Genomic DNA, 16,833 nt, shown 5'->3' on the forward strand with positions numbered 1-16,833 from the left:
AGCATAGAAAAACGCCTTAAAAGAAAGGCGTTTAAAAGATTAAGGTCTGTATATATTTTCTATAAGATCTTTATAGATGTCTTTAATAATTTTTCGTTTTAATTTTAAAGTAGGAGTAAGGTGTCCTGCCTCTATAGACCAAATATCGGGAGTGATTTTAAATACTTTTACTTGTTCCCATTTACCAAAATGCGTGTTGGCATGGTCTATCTCTGATTGTATTCTGTTTAAGAATGCTTCATTTTTAAATAGCTGTGGAATGGCATCTTTAATATTGTGACGTTTAGCCCATTCTTCAACAAAATCGTAGTTAGGTTGTATTAATGCTGCTGGCATTTTTTCGCCTTCACCAATAACCATAACTTGTTCGATAAAACGCGATTGTTTTAATTGGTTTTCAATAAGGGCAGGAGCTACGTATTTTCCGCCACTGGTTTTAAAAATTTCTTTTTTACGGTCGGTAATTTTTAAAAATCCATCGGTGCTAATTTCTCCAATATCTCCAGTATGGAAATATTCGCCAGTCATGACTTCGGATGTTTTCTGAGGGTCTTTGTAGTAGCCCATCATAACATTAGGACCTTTTACAAGTATTTCGCCGTCTTCGGCAATTTTAACTTCTACATTATCTATTATTTTTCCAACAGTACCTATTCTGAAGCCGTGGTTACGCTGATCGTTTACAGAAATTACCGGTGAAGTTTCTGTAAGTCCGTAGCCTTCCATAATGGGCATGCCTGCAGCTGCAAAAACGCGAGTTAATCGGGGTTGAAGTGCAGCACTACCAGACACCATGAGCTCTAATTCGCCACCAAGTGCTTCTTTCCATTTTTTAAAAATTAATGTTCTGGCTACATTCAGTTGTTTTTCGTACCACCATCCGTTTACGCCATAAGGTTCGTATTTTAATCCTAAATTTACTGCCCAGAAGAAGAGCGACTTTTTTATTCCTGTTAGCTCACTTCCTTTGGCTACAATTTTGTCGTATACTTTTTCGTAAAGTCTAGGTACCCCTGTCATTACCTGAGGTTTAATCTCTTTGGCATTATCTACCATTTTTTCTATAGATTCTGCAAAATAGACCTCTACACCACAAAACTGATATAAGTATAGTAGCATGCGCTCGAACACATGGCAGATAGGCAGAAAGCTTAAAGCTTTAGATTTTCCGTATTCAAAGGGTACACGTTTTTCGCTATTTAATACATTAGATACGATATTGTTATGCGATAACATAACGCCTTTGGGAGTACCTGTGGTACCTGAGGTGTAAATTAAGGTTGCTAAATCGCTAGGTTTTACTTGTTCTTTTCTGGATTCTACTTCGTTTTGGTTAGAATTATCTGCACCTAATTTTAAAATGTCTTTCCAGCTGTTTTCGTTGGCTATATCATCAAAAGTGTAAACATTTTTAAGCTTAGTATTGGCTTTAATTTTATTTAATTTCTCTACTACGGTGCTATCTGATACAAAACAATAAATAGCTTCAGAATGATTTAAAATATACTCGTAATCTTCTTCAGAAATTGTTGGATAGATAGGAACATTTTGGGCACCTAATTGTAAAATACCAACATCCATAACATTCCATTCGGTTCTGTTATTGGTAGAAATTACAGCAATTTTATCGTTGGGTTGCACTCCTAATCGTAATAAACCACGACTAATAGCATTGGCTTGGTCTATGTATTCTTGTGTTGAAACAGATACCCAAGTTCCGTTGTATTTCGTGCTTAAACTTTTATTTAAGTTGTATTTTTCTAATTGATAATATGGAAAATCAAAAAGGCGTGAAATCGTTGTCATAAACTACTAATGTATGAGGGTAATACAAATTTTAAAATTACAGGTTTATTAAACAAAACTTAAAATATACCGAGTAGGGGTTGAACTATTTTATTGATTTTGTTTTTTAAGTGGTAATATAGTAAGAATTTAATAATTGAAGCGATTTTTATTAAAACTTTAAAACTTAAAGCGCGTATTTTAAAATTATTTCAATTGTTAGGCGTTTGTAATCTGTTCTGTTATAGGTTTTTTGAAGTCTTTAGGAAAAGATGTAAAAGTTTTAAAAACGAATGATGTTTAAGTATGTGGAAATGAATTAAGGAGCTTATAACTTACCGCGACCACGACTTAATACTTTATATTCTTCGTAACAACCACTTATGGCGTCTAGAATTTGTAAATCGTTAGCCGAATTAATAAAATCTTTAGAGTAGTTACATTGTCTTACTATTTCGTCTAAATCTACACGATCAACTTGAAGTAAAACAGTTAGCATTTCGCGATCGAAGCGTGAGGCTAGGAGATTCCGTATTTCGTCATCCTGTTTCATTTGCTTCAGTTTTTTCATTTCCTGAGGCTTTTTTCCGAAGATATTGTACAGGAAATCGGCTGGATTAAAAATTGCGCCTAGAACTTTATTTACACCACTGTTTCTATAACTTCCTGCTTCGTAACCATTTTGTAGCCCAGAAATACTGTATTGGTAATTGGTGTTAATGGGCACCTGTTTTATATCGACTTCTAAATACCCTGTTAGCCTAAATTGGTTAACAACCACCTCTTCTAAGGCTAGTGCTAATTCTGTTAAAGCAATGGTGGAGCTCCCATATTTAAGCCAGTCGTTAGTAACTCTAACCTTAATAGATTTAAAACCTAAGAACGAAAAATGTAAAGTATCGTTGGCTTTTGCAGCGACTTCAAATTCTCCTTTTGCATTAGTTGTGCTACCTTTAACCTGATTTATATTTACAATGTTTACACCCTCTAGAGGTGTGTCGTCCGACCCATTAATTATTACCCCTTTTACAGTCGTATCGTCTTGCGCAAAAGCGACTGTAGAGGTGAGTAATAGCGTGAAAAGGAAAACTAAGTATTTCATTGTAAATTTATATGGGATAAAAGTAGCAAACTAATCAATAATTCCTAAATAGCGATGTTAATTTGACTAAAAATTAACAAAAATAATTAGCGTCTAGAACGTCTTGGTCTAGATGAAGCCGATGATTTTTGATTGGAGTCACTACGTCTTTTACCGCTAAATTCGGTGTTAGAGCGTCTCGATTTCGAGCGTTTATCTCCTTTTCTTGATGATGATGAAAAATCTGTTTTATCGCCATCTCTGCGTCTTCCGCCTTTTTTGCGGTTGCCACCACGGTTTCTACCACCACCGCCTTTGTTTTCTGTTTTTTCAACATTTACAAAACGTCCGTTGTGTTTAAAATCTGTAAAGAACTCTAAAACCTTAGGCTCTAACTCGGCTTCGGTATTAAAAAACGAAAAGCTGTCTTTTACATCTACTTTAAAGACATCGTCGCGCCCAAGTTGTAATTGTTCTTTTAAGAAGTCTTTAAGGTTCATCCAATCGAAACCGTCTCGGCTTCCAACGTTTATAAAGAAACGTGAAGCATTATCGGAGCTAGGGTACGATTTAGAACTTCCGGTGTCTTCGATGTTTAAGTCTTTAGATTTTTTGTAATAATTAAAGAAACGGTTAAACTCTACCGAGAAGAACTTTTTAATTAATTCTTCTTTGGTGGTGTCTGCAAATAGTTGGTTAATACTATCTAAATGTTTATCAATTTCGTGATCAACTTCTGTGTGATGTATTTTATTGGCTAGCGACATTAATTGCACTTCGCAAATCTCTATTCCGTTTGGAATATCTTTTTTGATGAAGTCCTTTTTAATAATGCGTTCTATGCTTTTTATCTTTCTAACTTCACTTTTAGAAACAATTACCATAGATACTCCCGTTTTACCAGCACGGCCTGTACGTCCAGAACGGTGCGTATAGGTTTCTATTTCGTCTGGTAACTGGTAATTTATAACGTGTGTAACATCGTCTACATCTATACCACGAGCAGCAACATCTGTGGCCACTAACATTTGTATTTGGTTGTTTCTAAACGATTTCATAACCAAATCGCGTTGGTTCTGACTTAAATCGCCATGAAGGGCACCAGCATTGTAACCGTCTTCTATTAATTGCTCGGCTACTTTTTGGGTGTCGCGCTTGGTGCGACAAAAAATAACGGAAAAAATATCTGGATTGGCATCTGCTAATCGTTTTAATGCTTGGTAACGATCTCTTGCACTTACTAAATAGTATTCGTGAGTAACGTTGCTGCTACCTTCATTTTTATTGCCTACGGTAATTTCTTTCGGGCTATCCATAAAGTTTTTGGCTATACTAGCCACTTCTTTAGGCATGGTTGCCGAAAATAACCACGTGCTTTTATCTACAGGGGTATGCGACAAAATTTCGTTTATATCTTCGTAAAAGCCCATGTTAAGCATTTCATCGGCTTCGTCTAATACGCTGTATTCAATTTTAGAGATATCTACCAAATTACGGTTAATCATATCTTTCATACGGCCAGGCGTAGCTACAATAATTTGGGCGCCACGTTTTACGTCTCTGGCTTGTTCGGTAATGCTAGAGCCACCATATATCGCAACGACATTTAGTCCTTTACAGTATTTACCATAAGCTTTTAATTCGTGTGCAATTTGTAGACATAATTCTCTTGTTGGCGATAAAATTAGGCCTTGTGTGGTGCGGCTGTCTAGGTTGATTTTTTGTAGCATAGGAAAACCAAATGCAGCGGTTTTTCCTGTGCCTGTTTGGGCTAAGGCCACTAAATCTGATTCGTTTTCTAATAAAAGTGGAATGGCTTTTTGCTGTACTTCACTTGGGGTTTCAAAGCCCATATCTGTAATAGCACGCAATAGGTCTTCATTAAGACCTAAATCTTTGAATGTGTTCATTCTTTTGTATAAGTATTCGATTAAACTATGTTGGTGTTACACAAGAAGGGAATCGACATACTTAACCTTAAACTTCTAAGTAACACATCCTCACCCTGAGGAATTTTCAAGGTGCAAAGGTAGTGATTTATTTTAGATTAACTAGTGTTTGTAAATTATTGTTAATCAGTGTGTTTTTTGATGTTATAATGTTTTTAAGTACTCAATTAGTAGCGAAACAGCTTTACCACGGTGACCAATTTTATTTTTTTCACTTAAAGACATTTCGGCAAAAGTTTGCAAGTAGCCTTCTGGTTTAAAAACAGGGTCGTAGCCAAAACCTGCATCGCCTTGTTTTGTTGTAGTTATTTCACCTTTACAGATTCCGGTAAAAGTTTTGGTATCAGATTTTAGAGTTAATGCAATTACAGTCTTAAATTGTGCAGACCGGTCTGTTTCGGTTTTTAGTTTATCCAAAACTTTGGCCATATTGTCCTCGGCATTGCGTTGGGGTCCTGCATAGCGTGCCGAGAATACACCAGGTTCTCCTTTAAGGGCATCGATTTCTAATCCGGTGTCGTCTGCAAAACACTCGTAACCATAATGTTCTTTTACGTATTCGGCTTTTTGGATAGCATTACCTTCAATAGTGTCTTGTGTTTCGGGAATATCTTCGGAACAATTGATATCGGCTAAGCTTAACACGCGTATATGTTCTGGTATTAACGCTTGAACTTCTTTTACTTTATTGGCATTGTTGGTGGCAAAAACAAGTGTCATTTTTTAAAATTATGAGTTTGAAGAGCAAAAATAAAACTTTATGGTGTACTGTTAAAGTTTAATGAAGGTTAAGCGTTTTTTTAGGTATGATAATTATCATGTTTTGTTTTCGAACTATTTGCTAACTTTGGATAAGAACTTAAAATTCATAAATTATGACAATCAATATTCAGTATATTCATATGTCTACTAGCGAGGCTATGAATGTTTATGTTACAGAACGATTAAATAAGTTGGCTAAAAAATTCGATTGGATTATTGCTGCAGAAGTCACTTTTGAAAACATTGCAAAAGAAAAGGAAGAAGGTAAAATCTGTAAAATAGAACTAAGTGCTCCTGGCCCTCGAATTTTTGCTTCGTCGCACGAAAGAAATTATGAATTGGCAGTTAAAAATACCATTAACGATTTAGAGATTCAGCTTAAAAAACGAAAACATACGTTTGCTCACTCATAAATAACTAAATTAAATGTAGAAGCTGTCTGAAAAAGTTAAGTGATCCGTCATTCTGTGCTTGACACAGAATCTCAATATATTAAAAATCAATAATTATGAGAATCTGAAATAAATTCAGATTGACGAAAATTACACTTTTTTAGACAGCTTTTTTTATGCTCTAATAGAAAATAAAAGTTGATAAACTGGCTTTAAAAATAACAAGATAGTTGTTTTCCAAACTTATTTGCTACATTGCTACCTGTTTGAACGATTATTTTTTTCATGATTAAAAAACTAGTTTTTGTTTTGTTGCTGGTAACAAGTACAACTACTGTGCAGGCACAACTTTTAAAAGATTTAGACTCTTTAAGTTTTTTAGAGAGTTTAAAAGATGTTTTTCTAGATCGTGATATTAATAATTATTCGTTAAGGGTATTTACCAACTATAAAGTAAAACGGTTTAGAATTAGTAACGACGACTATGTGTCGCGTTATGTGCCCAATAATAAATTTGGAGTAGGATTTGGTTTTGCAAGTAGTAAATTATTGATCGATATTGCTTTTAATATTAAATCGAAACAAAAAGATGTTACCCATAGGTTCGATATGCAAGGCACTACTATTCTAGGAAAAAAGAATTATGTGAATTTTTACGTGCAAACGTATAAAGGGTTTAACATTAAAAATAATTTTGATGAACCCTTTGTTTTTCGAGACGACATTAAATCGAAAACCATTGGTTTTAACATGTTACACACCATACCAGACATCGAGTTTTCCTACTCGTTATTAAAAGCTGGTTTAGATGGATTAGATAAGAAGTATTATGTAACAGGAGGGATAGGTGCGTTTGGCTTTTTTGATTATTTTTCGGCAGATGATGATATTTTAGACGAAAACTCTGAAGACTATTTTAATGAGCAAGCCCATATTAAACGTTACAATAGTTTAGCTGTTGGTATTTTGGGTGGTGTGCTTTCGGTATTTAAGTTTACCGAAAACATAACAGCTTCGTGTAATATGATGCCTGGATTGGGTGTTATTTATAAGCATACAACTTTAAACGATGATACTTTAGAGCCGTCTAGCCCAATGTTGTTTAAATTAGATTATACTTTTGCAGTTGGCTACAATGCAAAAGCTTATTACGTAAGTTTAATTTATGGCGGCGGATTGTATTCAACCGATTTAGGCCACGATAACGATTACCGATTTAATTTAACCAAAGCCAAGTTTGCTATTGGTTATAAACTAGGCTCTCGACATAGAAATTGATGGTTTTACCTATGATGATACGGTTCATTTTTTAAAATAGTAAATGCCCGATACAGTTGTTCGACCATAAATAATCGAATCATTTGGTGCGAAAAGGTCATTTTAGAAAGCGATACTTTGCCATTAGCTTTATTGTAAACTTCTGGCGAAAAGCCATAAGGCCCACCAATTACAAACACCAGCTGCTTAATACCAGAATTCATGTGTTTTTGAAGGTAGTTAGAAAATGCTACAGAATCGAATTGTTTGCCATTTTCGTCAAGTAAAACAAGAACATCTGTAGGGGCAATTTTATTTAAAATAAGCTCGCCTTCTTTTTGTTTTTGTTGTTCTTCGCTTAAACTTTTAACCTTCTTTAAATCAGGAATAATTTCCAGTTCAAACTTAATGTAAAAACCGAGCCGTTTTTGGTAATCGTCTATTAAACTTTGTAGTTGTTTATTGTCTGTTTTGCCAATGGCTAAAAGTTTAATGTTCATAATTACTTATCTCAATTTAGCATATTTACTAGGGTTCACCTCGTGCATGATTTGGTAAACCGTTTCAAAAATATCTTCTAAAGAGGGTTTAGAGAAATAATCGCCATCGGTACCATAAGCTGGTCGATGTGGTTTTGCTGTTAAGGTTTTTGGCTGACTATCTAAATGCAGATACGCATTTTGAGTGTTTAAAATTTCATTTAGGATGTATGCCGAAGCCCCGCCAGGTACATCTTCATCTATAATTAATAAGCGGTTGGTTTTGGCAACGCTTTTAACGATGTCGTGATTGACATCGAATGGGAGTAAAGATTGAACATCTATGACTTCTGCAAAAATACCAACTTCTACTAAATCTTTGGCAGCTTGTTCTACAATACGCAGTGTAGACCCGTACGATACTAAAGTGATGTCGCTACCTTCTCGTAATGTTTCTACAACTCCAATAGGGGTTTTAAAAAGGCCGAAATTAGATGGTTTCTTTTCCTTTAATCGGTATCCGTTTAAGCACTCCACAATAAGTGCCGGTTCGTCCGATTCTAACAAAGTATTGTAAAAACCAGCAGCTTTTGTCATGTTTCTTGGCACCAAAACATGTATGCCACGTACTAAATTGATAATACCACCCATTTGCGAGCCGGAATGCCATATACCTTCAAGACGATGTCCGCGAGTTCTAATAATTAAAGGCGCTTTTTGTCTGCCTTTAGTTCTGTAGTGTACGGTAGCTAAATCGTCGCTAATAATTTGTAGCGCATACATTAGGTAGTCTAAATACTGAATTTCGGCAATAGGGCGTAAGCCACGCATGGCCATACCAATACCTTGGCCTAAAATAGTAGCTTCTCGTATGCCGGCATCGGCAACACGCAATTCGCCGTATTTTTCCTGCATGCCTTCTAGACCTTGATTTACATCTCCAATATTTCCAGAATCTTCACCAAAAATGAGTAGGTGCGGATACTTGCTAAATAAAGCATTAAAATTATCGCGAATGATTAGTCGGCCATCTACGTTTTCGGAATCGTTATTGTATATGGGTTTAACTTCGGCAATATATTTTACAGATTTATTGCTTTCGCTAACCAGATGCGAACTGTATTGCGGTTGCACCGTTGCCATGTAGCTTTCAATCCAAGACAATAATCGGGTTTTATCAACAGAATTTTCGTTGATGATATAGCGCAATGTTTTTCGTGCAGTCGAGATGATATCTTTGCGTAAAGGTTCTTCTATTTGTTCTAAATCTTTTACGATTTTTTGTATAAATGCTTTATTTGCACTAGCATTTGCAATGCGTGTTAATAAGTTTATTAAGAACTCTTTGTCTTTGTTTATTGGGTTTATAAATAAGGACCAAGCAGATTTTTTGCCTTCTCTAACCTGTTTTTTAATATCTTTTTCTATGGCTGTTAACGCTTCTTCGGTAGCGATACCGTTGGCTATAATCCATTCGCGCATTTTTAAATTACAGTCGTGCTCGTTTTCCCAATCTAGTCTGTCTTTACTTTTGTAGCGTTCGTGCGATCCAGATGTAGAGTGGCCTTGTGGTTGTGTAAGTTCTGTAACATGTATTAAAACAGGGACGTGTTCTTCTCGCGAAATTTTTCCTGCTTCTTGATAGGTTTCTATTAAAGTAGGGTAGTCCCAGCCTTTTACTTTTAAAATTTCGTAACCATTACTGGTTTTGGTACGCTGGAATCCTTTTAAAATTTCGGAAATATTTTCTTTGGTAGTTTGATGTTTGGCATGAACAGAAATACCGTATTCGTCGTCCCAAACACTAATTACCATAGGTACTTGAAGTACACCAGCGGCATTAATAGTTTCGAAAAACAAACCTTCACTGGTACTTGCATTGCCAATGGTTCCCCATGCCACTTCGTTACCACTAACAGAAAAATTAGTGGTGTTAATGCCTTTTACATGTCTGTATATTTTAGAAGCTTGTGCCAAGCCTAATAAACGTGGCATTTGCCCTGCTGTAGGCGAGATGTCTGAACTTGAATTTTTTTGTTTTGTTAAGTTTTTCCAATTCCCATTTTCATCCAAACTGTGGGTTGCAAAATGCCCACCCATTTGTCGGCCAGCCGACATGGGTTCGATTTCCAAATCGGTATTAGCGTATAATCCAGAAAAAAATTGCTCGATCGTAAGTTCGCCAATGGCCATCATAAACGTTTGATCGCGATAGTAGCCAGAACGAAAGTCTCCGTCTTTAAATGCTTTGGCCATCGCTAGCTGTGGCACTTCTTTTCCGTCTCCAAATATTCCAAATTTAGCTTTACCTGTAAGTACTTCCCGTCTGCCTAATAAACTACATTCTCTAGAGGTAACAGCAACTTTATAATCGTTTAAAACCTCGGTTTTAAAATCTTCAAAAGATAATTCTGTTTTGGTATCTGGTTTTGTTTGCATGTTGTGTTTGGGTTCGGATTCGTGCAAATTTAGCGAATCTTTATGGTTTTTGCAATTTGAATTTTACATTCGCTAATTGAAACTTTTTAGCGAAACATGCTTATATGGAGTTGTAAATGCTGAATTCTTAAAAAACGCATTAAATATTGAATAATCACTAACAAAAACCTGCTTTTTTTAATACCAACGTCGCGAGAATAGACCCATAAGAGTTTGCGGAGAAAGGGTTACGATAAACCTGATTTTTTCGTTATAATGGGCTTGCGATATTTCCCAGCCTAAATTGGAATATACAGGAAAGTACAACTCGAAATAATCGGCTACTAATCGTAATCGGAAGCCAGAATCGTAAACAAATTTAGGCGATTGGCCATGGTTGCCAACCAGACCAATATCGGCATAAGCTTCAATATACTTCCAAATGGTAGTGCCCCCATTTAATGTGGTTATCCATTGGTTTGCAAAAGGGGTTTGTAATTTCGATTTGAATCCACCTTCTGCGATAACCAATTCCTGACTTAAAAGTCCGGTAGCTTCAGAACGCCCTAAATAGTTATAATCGAATAAATAATCTGTAGGGCGATCTAAGGCAAAACTAAAGTAGTTAGAGTCTTGGTACGTGTCGTTAAATAAAAAGGTTCCTGCAAAAAAACGCAAATTAAAATTACGGTTATTTTCTGTGAGCTTTCTGTATTCTAAATTCACAGAAAACTTGCTGAATTTTTTCGCTAATTGAAAATCTGTAAACCAAGTAAAGTGATTTTTTAGATTCGGGTTGGTATAGCCAAATTTAATGTTGAATACGTTATAATCTGGTGTGTTTTCTACATTATAAATATTGTTCGGGTCGTCTTCGCGATTAATGCTTACATAACGCAAAGTAATGTATTTGTGCTTGTTGTTTCTAAAGTCGTTTTTGTCTCTAAATCTAAATTGTAAATAAGGCGTAAACGAGGTGTAAGATAGGTCTGGTGCATAATGCGAATATTCTCCGGCCAAGCCATATCTTATATAATAAAGATCTTTCTCTTCTATACGTTTTATATAACTTAAGCTACCGCTGCCTACAAATTGTTTACTTTTAATGGCGTATCGGGGTTTTAGGTTGTATAAAAAGGCTTTTTGTAACGCTGTTTTGTTATAGAGTTTAAGCCCGGGTGAAAATCCGTCGTAATAATTATAAGTAAAATCGGGCATAAAAAACACCTGATTATAATAAGGATCTTCAATGTCTTTAAACAGTCTAAATTGTAAGGGTTTGTTGTTAAATAAAAAACCTCTTAGCGATTTCCAGTTGTCCCGAAGGTTGAATTCTGGAATGGCCATATTATAGTTAAGAACGAGCTTGTCTATATTCGTTTTTGGTATGGTAACGGTTTTTGTATCTTTTATATGGCTCACCCAAGTTTTGTAAACAACGCTATCGTTTTGTAATCCAAAGAGCGATACAGGCATATCGTTTTTGCGTTTGTTTTTAATGCTTACTGCCAACGAATCGCCTAATACCTGATAATCTTTAATTTTAAAATCTATTTTTTTTCGGGTGGCAATGTAATCGTTAAAAAACCAATCGACATCTTTATTGGTTTGGCATCGCAATAAGGTTTCGAAGTCTTTACTAGAGGTTGGTTTTAGTTTATAAAGCGATAAATAAGATTGGATACTGTTAAAAACAATATCTTGGTTTAGGTAGTCTTCTAGATATTTTAACCCAACACCAGCTTTGTATTTATTGGCAATATTGCTGTTGAATTTTAATAGTGAATCTTTAGGCATGGTTAAGGGTTGATCGATATTAGATCGCGCCATATGCATGTAAAGAAAGTTGTATTGATCGTTAAATTGAAGTTGTGTAGCATGAAATGATCTGATACCCCAAACTTTAGAGAGTGTACCAAAAAGTTTCATATTCGGGTAATATTCGTCTACATATTTCATTAAAAAGTAAACCTGCAAACCATCATTCAACCAATAATCATCTCTTGGATTTATCAACAGAACATTTTCGAAATAATTGTTTAAGGCTGTTTTTACAAGTTTTAATTCGTATTGAAAATGGTTTGGAAATGGCCGGATAAAATTAGGAAGTTGGTTAATACCATAAATGGGGTTTTTCTGATAATCGATTTCAGAAAGCAACAGTTTTTCGTTAGGATAATTGCCAAGATTTTCTGAAATAAAATTAATAATCTTATCGGTAATTAATAGCCTGTTAATCTCGTCGAGATTTTCTTCAGAAATATTTGTGGTAATAGAAAAATCGTCTGTTCCAACCGTCCTAAAATTAGAATAATGATTTAGAAATAATTTAGAATTCACACTGTTTTTTGCGCTTAGCAGTACCGTTTTACTGTTAGGAGTTTCTTCTAAGGTTTGGGTCTGTAGCTCAGAGGTTAAAGTAAGATTTCGGGGGTAGGTAATCTCTAAATGTAAATCGGCTGGTGGGATGTATAAATCGTCTAAATTTTTATTGCTGTAATACTGCCAAGCTCCGTTATACACAGCTGGAGTAATGTACCAATATCTTAAATTGAAGCCATTGTTAGAAGTCCAGCCGTAGCGTGTAAAATTATCGTTAGGAATTTGTACGATGTAATTGAGCTTTAATGTGTAAGTTTCGCCGCCCTGTAAAGGTTTTAGAAGTTTCACTTTAATAACATCTGGATGCTTAGCTAGGCGGTTGTAGTTTACCTGAGTATTCTGTTGGGTTATAGAGGTAATTGCGGTATAACCACGATCTTCGCTTTTTGCAAAATGAAAATTGGTTTTATACTCTTCGGCAAAACGTTTAGCTAAAGGCGTTGTTTTTGTCGCGTAACTATTGGCCCAATCGCTTAAATAAATAGCGTGTAGGGTGTCTTGCGTTGTGTTTTTATACTGAATGGTTTGAGCAATTGTAATTTGATTTTTAGATGCATCAAAGGTTGCCTTTAGGTCTATTGTATTCTGACCCAAAGCAAAAACACTTGTAAACACGAATAGAAAAAAACAAATGCGTTGTAATCTCAATTTATATTGCTCAGGTATTAAAATTCTACGATAAGGGTTTAAATTTTTTTAGATTAATGCGCTGTTGGTTTTATGGGTTAAAGGAATTAAAAGTTGAAGCTATGTAACGATTCGTTATAAAAGGCATCTAAAACAGCTACAACTTCATCTTCATTATCAACCAAGTGAATAAGGTCTAAATCTTTAGGGCTAATGGTAGCGTGCTTTTCTAACATTGTGGTTTTAACCCAGTCTAATAAACCAGACCAATAACTTTTGCCTACTAATATAATTGGAAACTGTTCTATTTTACCTGTTTGTATTAAGGTTATCGATTCGAATAATTCGTCTAAAGTACCAAATCCGCCAGGAAGCACAACAAAACCTTGCGAATATTTTACAAACATTAATTTACGCACAAAAAAGTAGTCGAAATTTAAGTTTTTATCGGCGTCTATGTATGGATTGTCGTGTTGCTCGAAAGGTAAATCGATATTGAGTCCAACCGAAGTCCCCCCAGCAAGATGGGCGCCTTTGTTACCAGCTTCCATAATACCTGGACCTCCACCTGTAATAACGCCATAACCATTTTCTACAATTTTATAGGCTACCCGTTCGGCTAGTTTGTAATTGTCGTCGTCTGGTTTTGTTCTTGCCGAACCAAAAATAGATACACAAGGACCTATTTTGCTCATTTTTTCAAAACCACTCACGAACTCGCCCATGATTTTAAAAATGGCCCAAGAATCGTTTGTTTTTATTTCGTTCCAACCTTTTGGATGTATTTCTTTTTTCATGATAAATTTAAATCTGTTGCTAATGTAATTCTTTTTTAAGGAAACGTGCCGTGTAACTTTTTTTATGTTGGGCAACTTGTTCTGGAGTGCCTTCAACAACCACTTGGCCGCCACCTTTGCCACCTTCGTAACCAATGTCTATAATGTGGTCTACAGCTTTTATAACATCTAAATTATGCTCTATTATTAACACGGTATTCCCTTTGTTTACCAGTTTGTTTAGTACGAGCATGAGCACCCTAATGTCTTCAAAATGGAGTCCTGTTGTAGGCTCGTCTAAAATATAAAAGGTGTTGCCGGTATCGCGTTTACTCAATTCTGTAGCCAGTTTTATGCGCTGGGCTTCGCCACCAGATAGGGTAGTGCTTTGCTGGCCAAGGGTTATGTACCCTAAACCGACATCTTGAATGGTTTTTACCTTTTTGTAGATTTTTGGAATGTGTTCAAAAAATGCTACAGCTTCGTTAATAGTCATGTCTAACACATCACTAATCGATTTTCCTTTATATCGTATTTCTAAAGTTTCTCTATTAAAGCGCTTGCCTTGGCAGGTTTCGCATTCTACGTAAACATCTGGTAGAAAATTCATTTCAATTACCCGTAAACCACCACCTTGGCAGGTTTCGCAACGTCCGCCTTTTACGTTAAAACTAAAACGCCCAGGCTTGTAACCTCTAATCATCGCTTCTGGCGTTTTGGTAAAAAGACTTCTAATTTCGCTAAAAACCCCTGTGTATGTCGCCGGATTGCTACGCGGTGTTCTGCCTATTGGCGATTGATTAATATCAATTACTTTATCTATATGCTCTAAGCCTGTAATGCTTTTGTAAGGCATAGGTTTTTTTACGCCATTAAAGTAATGGGCATTTAAAATGGGGTATAAAGTTTCGTTTATTAGTGTTGATTTTCCGCTACCAGAAACGCCGGTAACCCCTATCATTTTACCTAAAGGAAATGCTACGTTTATATTTTTTAAGTTATTTCCTGTACATCCTTTTAGGGTTAAGACATGGCCATTGCCCTCACGACGTTTTTTAGGAATTTCTATCGTCTTTGTGCCATTTAAATAATCGGCAGTTAGGGTATGGTGTTTTAATAGTTCTGTAGGTGTACCTTGACTAATAATTTCGCCGCCATGTCGTCCCGCTTTTGGACCGATATCGATAACGTAATCGGCACGTTCTATCATATCTTTATCATGTTCTACCACCACTACCGAGTTGCCAACATCTCGTAATGCTATTAATGAGTTGATGAGCTTCTCGTTGTCGCGTTGATGCAGCCCAATACTGGGTTCGTCTAGAATATATAAAACACCAACTAGTTGAGAGCCAATTTGTGTGGCAAGTCTAATGCGTTGTGCTTCGCCGCCAGAAAGTGATTTCGAACTTCTGTTTAACGATAGGTAATCTAAGCCTACATCTAGTAAAAATTGTAGGCGTGTTGTTATTTCTTTAATAATTTCTTCAGCAATTTTAAATTGCTTTTTTGAAATGTAGGCTTTTAAGTCTTTAAACCAAAGGGCTAAATCGCTGATGTCTTTTTGTGCTAATTCTGCAATGTTTAGTCCATTTACTTTAAAGTATAACGATTCTTTACGTAGTCTGGTACCGTGACAAAGTTCGCAATCTACTTTGTTCATATAATCTTTGGCCCAGCGTTTTAAAGAGGTTGTTTGTGCGTTTTCGTATTGACTTTCTATAAAATTTGCAACACCTTCGAATTCAATTTTATAATCTCGTGTAATGCCTAAGGTTTTACTCTCTACCGAGAATTTATCTTTTCCACCGTATAAGATAACTTGTTTCGCTTCTTCGGGAATGTTTTTATAAGCATCGTTTAAACTAAAATTATAGCGTTGTGCAATAAGCTCTAATTGTTTAAAAATCCAATTTTTCTTTTCGGGACCATGTGGCGCTAAAGCGCCGGCACGAATAGAAAGATTATCGTCAGGTATAATTTTAGAGGTGTTTACTTGATAGAGTTTGCCAATGCCATTACATTTAGGACACGCTCCTTTTGGCGAATTGAATGAAAAGTTATTGGGCTCTGGATTAGGGTAAGAGATACCCGAAGACGGACACATGAGTAATCTACTAAAATAGCGAACTTCTTGCGTGTCTTGATCTATAACCATTAACACATCGTTGCCATGATACATGGCGGTATTAATGGTTTCGGTTAGGCGTTTTTCGTAGTCTACACTAGGATCTATTTTTAAGCGATCGATTACAATTTCGATATCGTGAGTTTTGTAACGATCTAATTTCATGCCCTTCACCAAGTCTCTAATTTCGCCGTCTGTTCTAACTTTTATAAAGCCTTGTTTTGCAATTTGCTCGAACAACTCTCTGTAATGTCCTTTTCTAGAACGTATAACAGGAGCTAAAATATTAATGCGACTGCCTTCGTACTCTTCAATAATTAGATCCTTTATTTGTTCGTCGCTATAGCTTACCATTTTATCGCCAGTATTGTAGCTATAGGCGTCGCTAGCTCTAGCGTAAAGCAGCCTTAAAAAATCGTAAATCTCGGTAATGGTACCAACGGTAGATCGCGGCGATTTACTGGTTGTTTTTTGTTCGATTGCAATTACTGGTGATAAGCCATCAATTTTATCGACATCGGGACGTTCTAGGCCTCCTAAAAATTGGCGTGCATAGGCAGAAAACGTTTCAATATATCGGCGTTGGCCTTCAGCATAAATTGTATCGAAAGCCAACGAAGATTTCCCGCTGCCAGAAAGCCCGGTTATTACCACAAGTTTGTCTCTAGGTATAGAAACATCTATGTTTTTTAGGTTGTGGGCACGTGCGCCTTTAACCTCTATGTACTCATCGAAATTACTCATAGAAATGCAAAGTCTCAAAGGTACAGATTTTAGAGTGAAATTGGAAATGACTA

The 16,833-nt window shown here is 35.8% G+C and carries 11 protein-coding genes; 2 read left to right on the top strand and 9 right to left on the bottom strand.

Going from position 1 to position 16,833, the window contains the following annotated elements; all coding sequences use genetic code 11:
* Positions 1 to 39: 39 nt before the first annotated feature.
* From ACR9EA_RS06795 to ACR9EA_RS06810, 4 genes are all read right to left on the bottom strand, one after another.
* Positions 40 to 1,806: an AMP-dependent synthetase/ligase gene (locus ACR9EA_RS06795; protein WP_435139014.1), complete on the bottom strand. Its 1,767-nt coding sequence runs from the start codon at positions 1,804 to 1,806 to the stop codon at positions 40 to 42.
* Between the two features lie 307 nt (positions 1,807 to 2,113).
* The gene (locus ACR9EA_RS06800; RefSeq protein WP_435139016.1) at positions 2,114 to 2,887 is read right to left on the bottom strand and encodes a carboxypeptidase-like regulatory domain-containing protein; all 774 of its coding nucleotides are present in this window, start codon (positions 2,885 to 2,887) and stop codon (positions 2,114 to 2,116) included.
* An 86-nt stretch (positions 2,888 to 2,973) separates the two neighbouring features.
* Positions 2,974 to 4,776, bottom strand: coding sequence for a DEAD/DEAH box helicase (locus tag ACR9EA_RS06805; RefSeq protein ID WP_435139018.1), 1,803 nt, complete (start codon positions 4,774 to 4,776; stop codon positions 2,974 to 2,976).
* 183 nt (positions 4,777 to 4,959) lie between these two features.
* Positions 4,960 to 5,535 carry a non-canonical purine NTP diphosphatase gene (locus ACR9EA_RS06810; RefSeq protein WP_435139020.1) on the bottom strand — a complete coding sequence of 192 codons (576 nt, stop codon included), beginning with the start codon at positions 5,533 to 5,535 and terminating at the stop codon, positions 4,960 to 4,962.
* 155 nt (positions 5,536 to 5,690) lie between these two features.
* Here ACR9EA_RS06810 and hpf point away from each other — a divergent pair, with 155 nt between their 5' ends.
* Positions 5,691 to 5,990, top strand: a complete 300-nt coding sequence (gene hpf / locus ACR9EA_RS06815; protein ID WP_435139022.1) for a ribosome hibernation-promoting factor, HPF/YfiA family — start codon at positions 5,691 to 5,693, stop codon at positions 5,988 to 5,990.
* A gap of 264 nt (positions 5,991 to 6,254) precedes the next feature.
* Complete coding sequence (locus tag ACR9EA_RS06820) at positions 6,255 to 7,247, top strand: DUF4421 family protein (RefSeq protein ID WP_435139024.1); 993 nt, start codon at positions 6,255 to 6,257, stop codon at positions 7,245 to 7,247.
* A 5-nt stretch (positions 7,248 to 7,252) separates the two neighbouring features.
* Here ACR9EA_RS06820 and rlmH read toward each other — a convergent pair whose 3' ends face one another.
* From rlmH to uvrA, 5 genes are all read right to left on the bottom strand, one after another.
* Entirely contained in the window at positions 7,253 to 7,726 is a 474-nt protein-coding gene (rlmH, locus tag ACR9EA_RS06825; protein WP_435139026.1) for a 23S rRNA (pseudouridine(1915)-N(3))-methyltransferase RlmH, read from the bottom strand.
* Between the two features lie 6 nt (positions 7,727 to 7,732).
* On the bottom strand, positions 7,733 to 10,144 hold the full coding sequence (locus ACR9EA_RS06830; protein WP_435139028.1) for a thiamine pyrophosphate-dependent enzyme: 2,412 nt from the start codon (positions 10,142 to 10,144) through the stop codon (positions 7,733 to 7,735).
* A 177-nt stretch (positions 10,145 to 10,321) separates the two neighbouring features.
* Positions 10,322 to 13,099 carry a metalloprotease gene (locus ACR9EA_RS06835; RefSeq protein ID WP_435139030.1) on the bottom strand — a complete coding sequence of 926 codons (2,778 nt, stop codon included), beginning with the start codon at positions 13,097 to 13,099 and terminating at the stop codon, positions 10,322 to 10,324.
* Positions 13,100 to 13,239: 140 nt separating this feature from the next.
* Positions 13,240 to 13,929 carry a TIGR00730 family Rossman fold protein gene (locus ACR9EA_RS06840; RefSeq protein WP_435139032.1) on the bottom strand — a complete coding sequence of 230 codons (690 nt, stop codon included), beginning with the start codon at positions 13,927 to 13,929 and terminating at the stop codon, positions 13,240 to 13,242.
* Positions 13,930 to 13,948: 19 nt separating this feature from the next.
* Positions 13,949 to 16,780 carry an excinuclease ABC subunit UvrA gene (uvrA, locus tag ACR9EA_RS06845; protein ID WP_435139838.1) on the bottom strand — a complete coding sequence of 944 codons (2,832 nt, stop codon included), beginning with the start codon at positions 16,778 to 16,780 and terminating at the stop codon, positions 13,949 to 13,951.
* Between the last annotated feature and the right edge of the window lie 53 nt (positions 16,781 to 16,833).

The organism is Formosa sp. A9 (assembly GCF_051200825.1).
Lineage (GTDB): Bacteria > Bacteroidota > Bacteroidia > Flavobacteriales > Flavobacteriaceae > Formosa.

Bases quoted from the DNA above. Each gene is read 5' to 3' on its own strand.
- ACR9EA_RS06795 (WP_435139014.1), bottom strand. From the start codon at position 1,806: ATGACAACGATTTCACGCCTTTTTGATTTTCCATATTATCAATTAGAA.
- ACR9EA_RS06800 (WP_435139016.1), bottom strand. From the start codon at position 2,887: ATGAAATACTTAGTTTTCCTTTTCACGCTATTACTCACCTCTACAGTC.
- ACR9EA_RS06805 (WP_435139018.1), bottom strand. From the start codon at position 4,776: ATGAACACATTCAAAGATTTAGGTCTTAATGAAGACCTATTGCGTGCT.
- ACR9EA_RS06810 (WP_435139020.1), bottom strand. From the start codon at position 5,535: ATGACACTTGTTTTTGCCACCAACAATGCCAATAAAGTAAAAGAAGTT.
- hpf (WP_435139022.1), top strand. From the start codon at position 5,691: ATGACAATCAATATTCAGTATATTCATATGTCTACTAGCGAGGCTATG.
- ACR9EA_RS06820 (WP_435139024.1), top strand. From the start codon at position 6,255: ATGATTAAAAAACTAGTTTTTGTTTTGTTGCTGGTAACAAGTACAACT.
- rlmH (WP_435139026.1), bottom strand. From the start codon at position 7,726: ATGAACATTAAACTTTTAGCCATTGGCAAAACAGACAATAAACAACTA.
- ACR9EA_RS06830 (WP_435139028.1), bottom strand. From the start codon at position 10,144: ATGCAAACAAAACCAGATACCAAAACAGAATTATCTTTTGAAGATTTT.
- ACR9EA_RS06840 (WP_435139032.1), bottom strand. From the start codon at position 13,929: ATGAAAAAAGAAATACATCCAAAAGGTTGGAACGAAATAAAAACAAAC.
- uvrA (WP_435139838.1), bottom strand. From the start codon at position 16,780: ATGAGTAATTTCGATGAGTACATAGAGGTTAAAGGCGCACGTGCCCAC.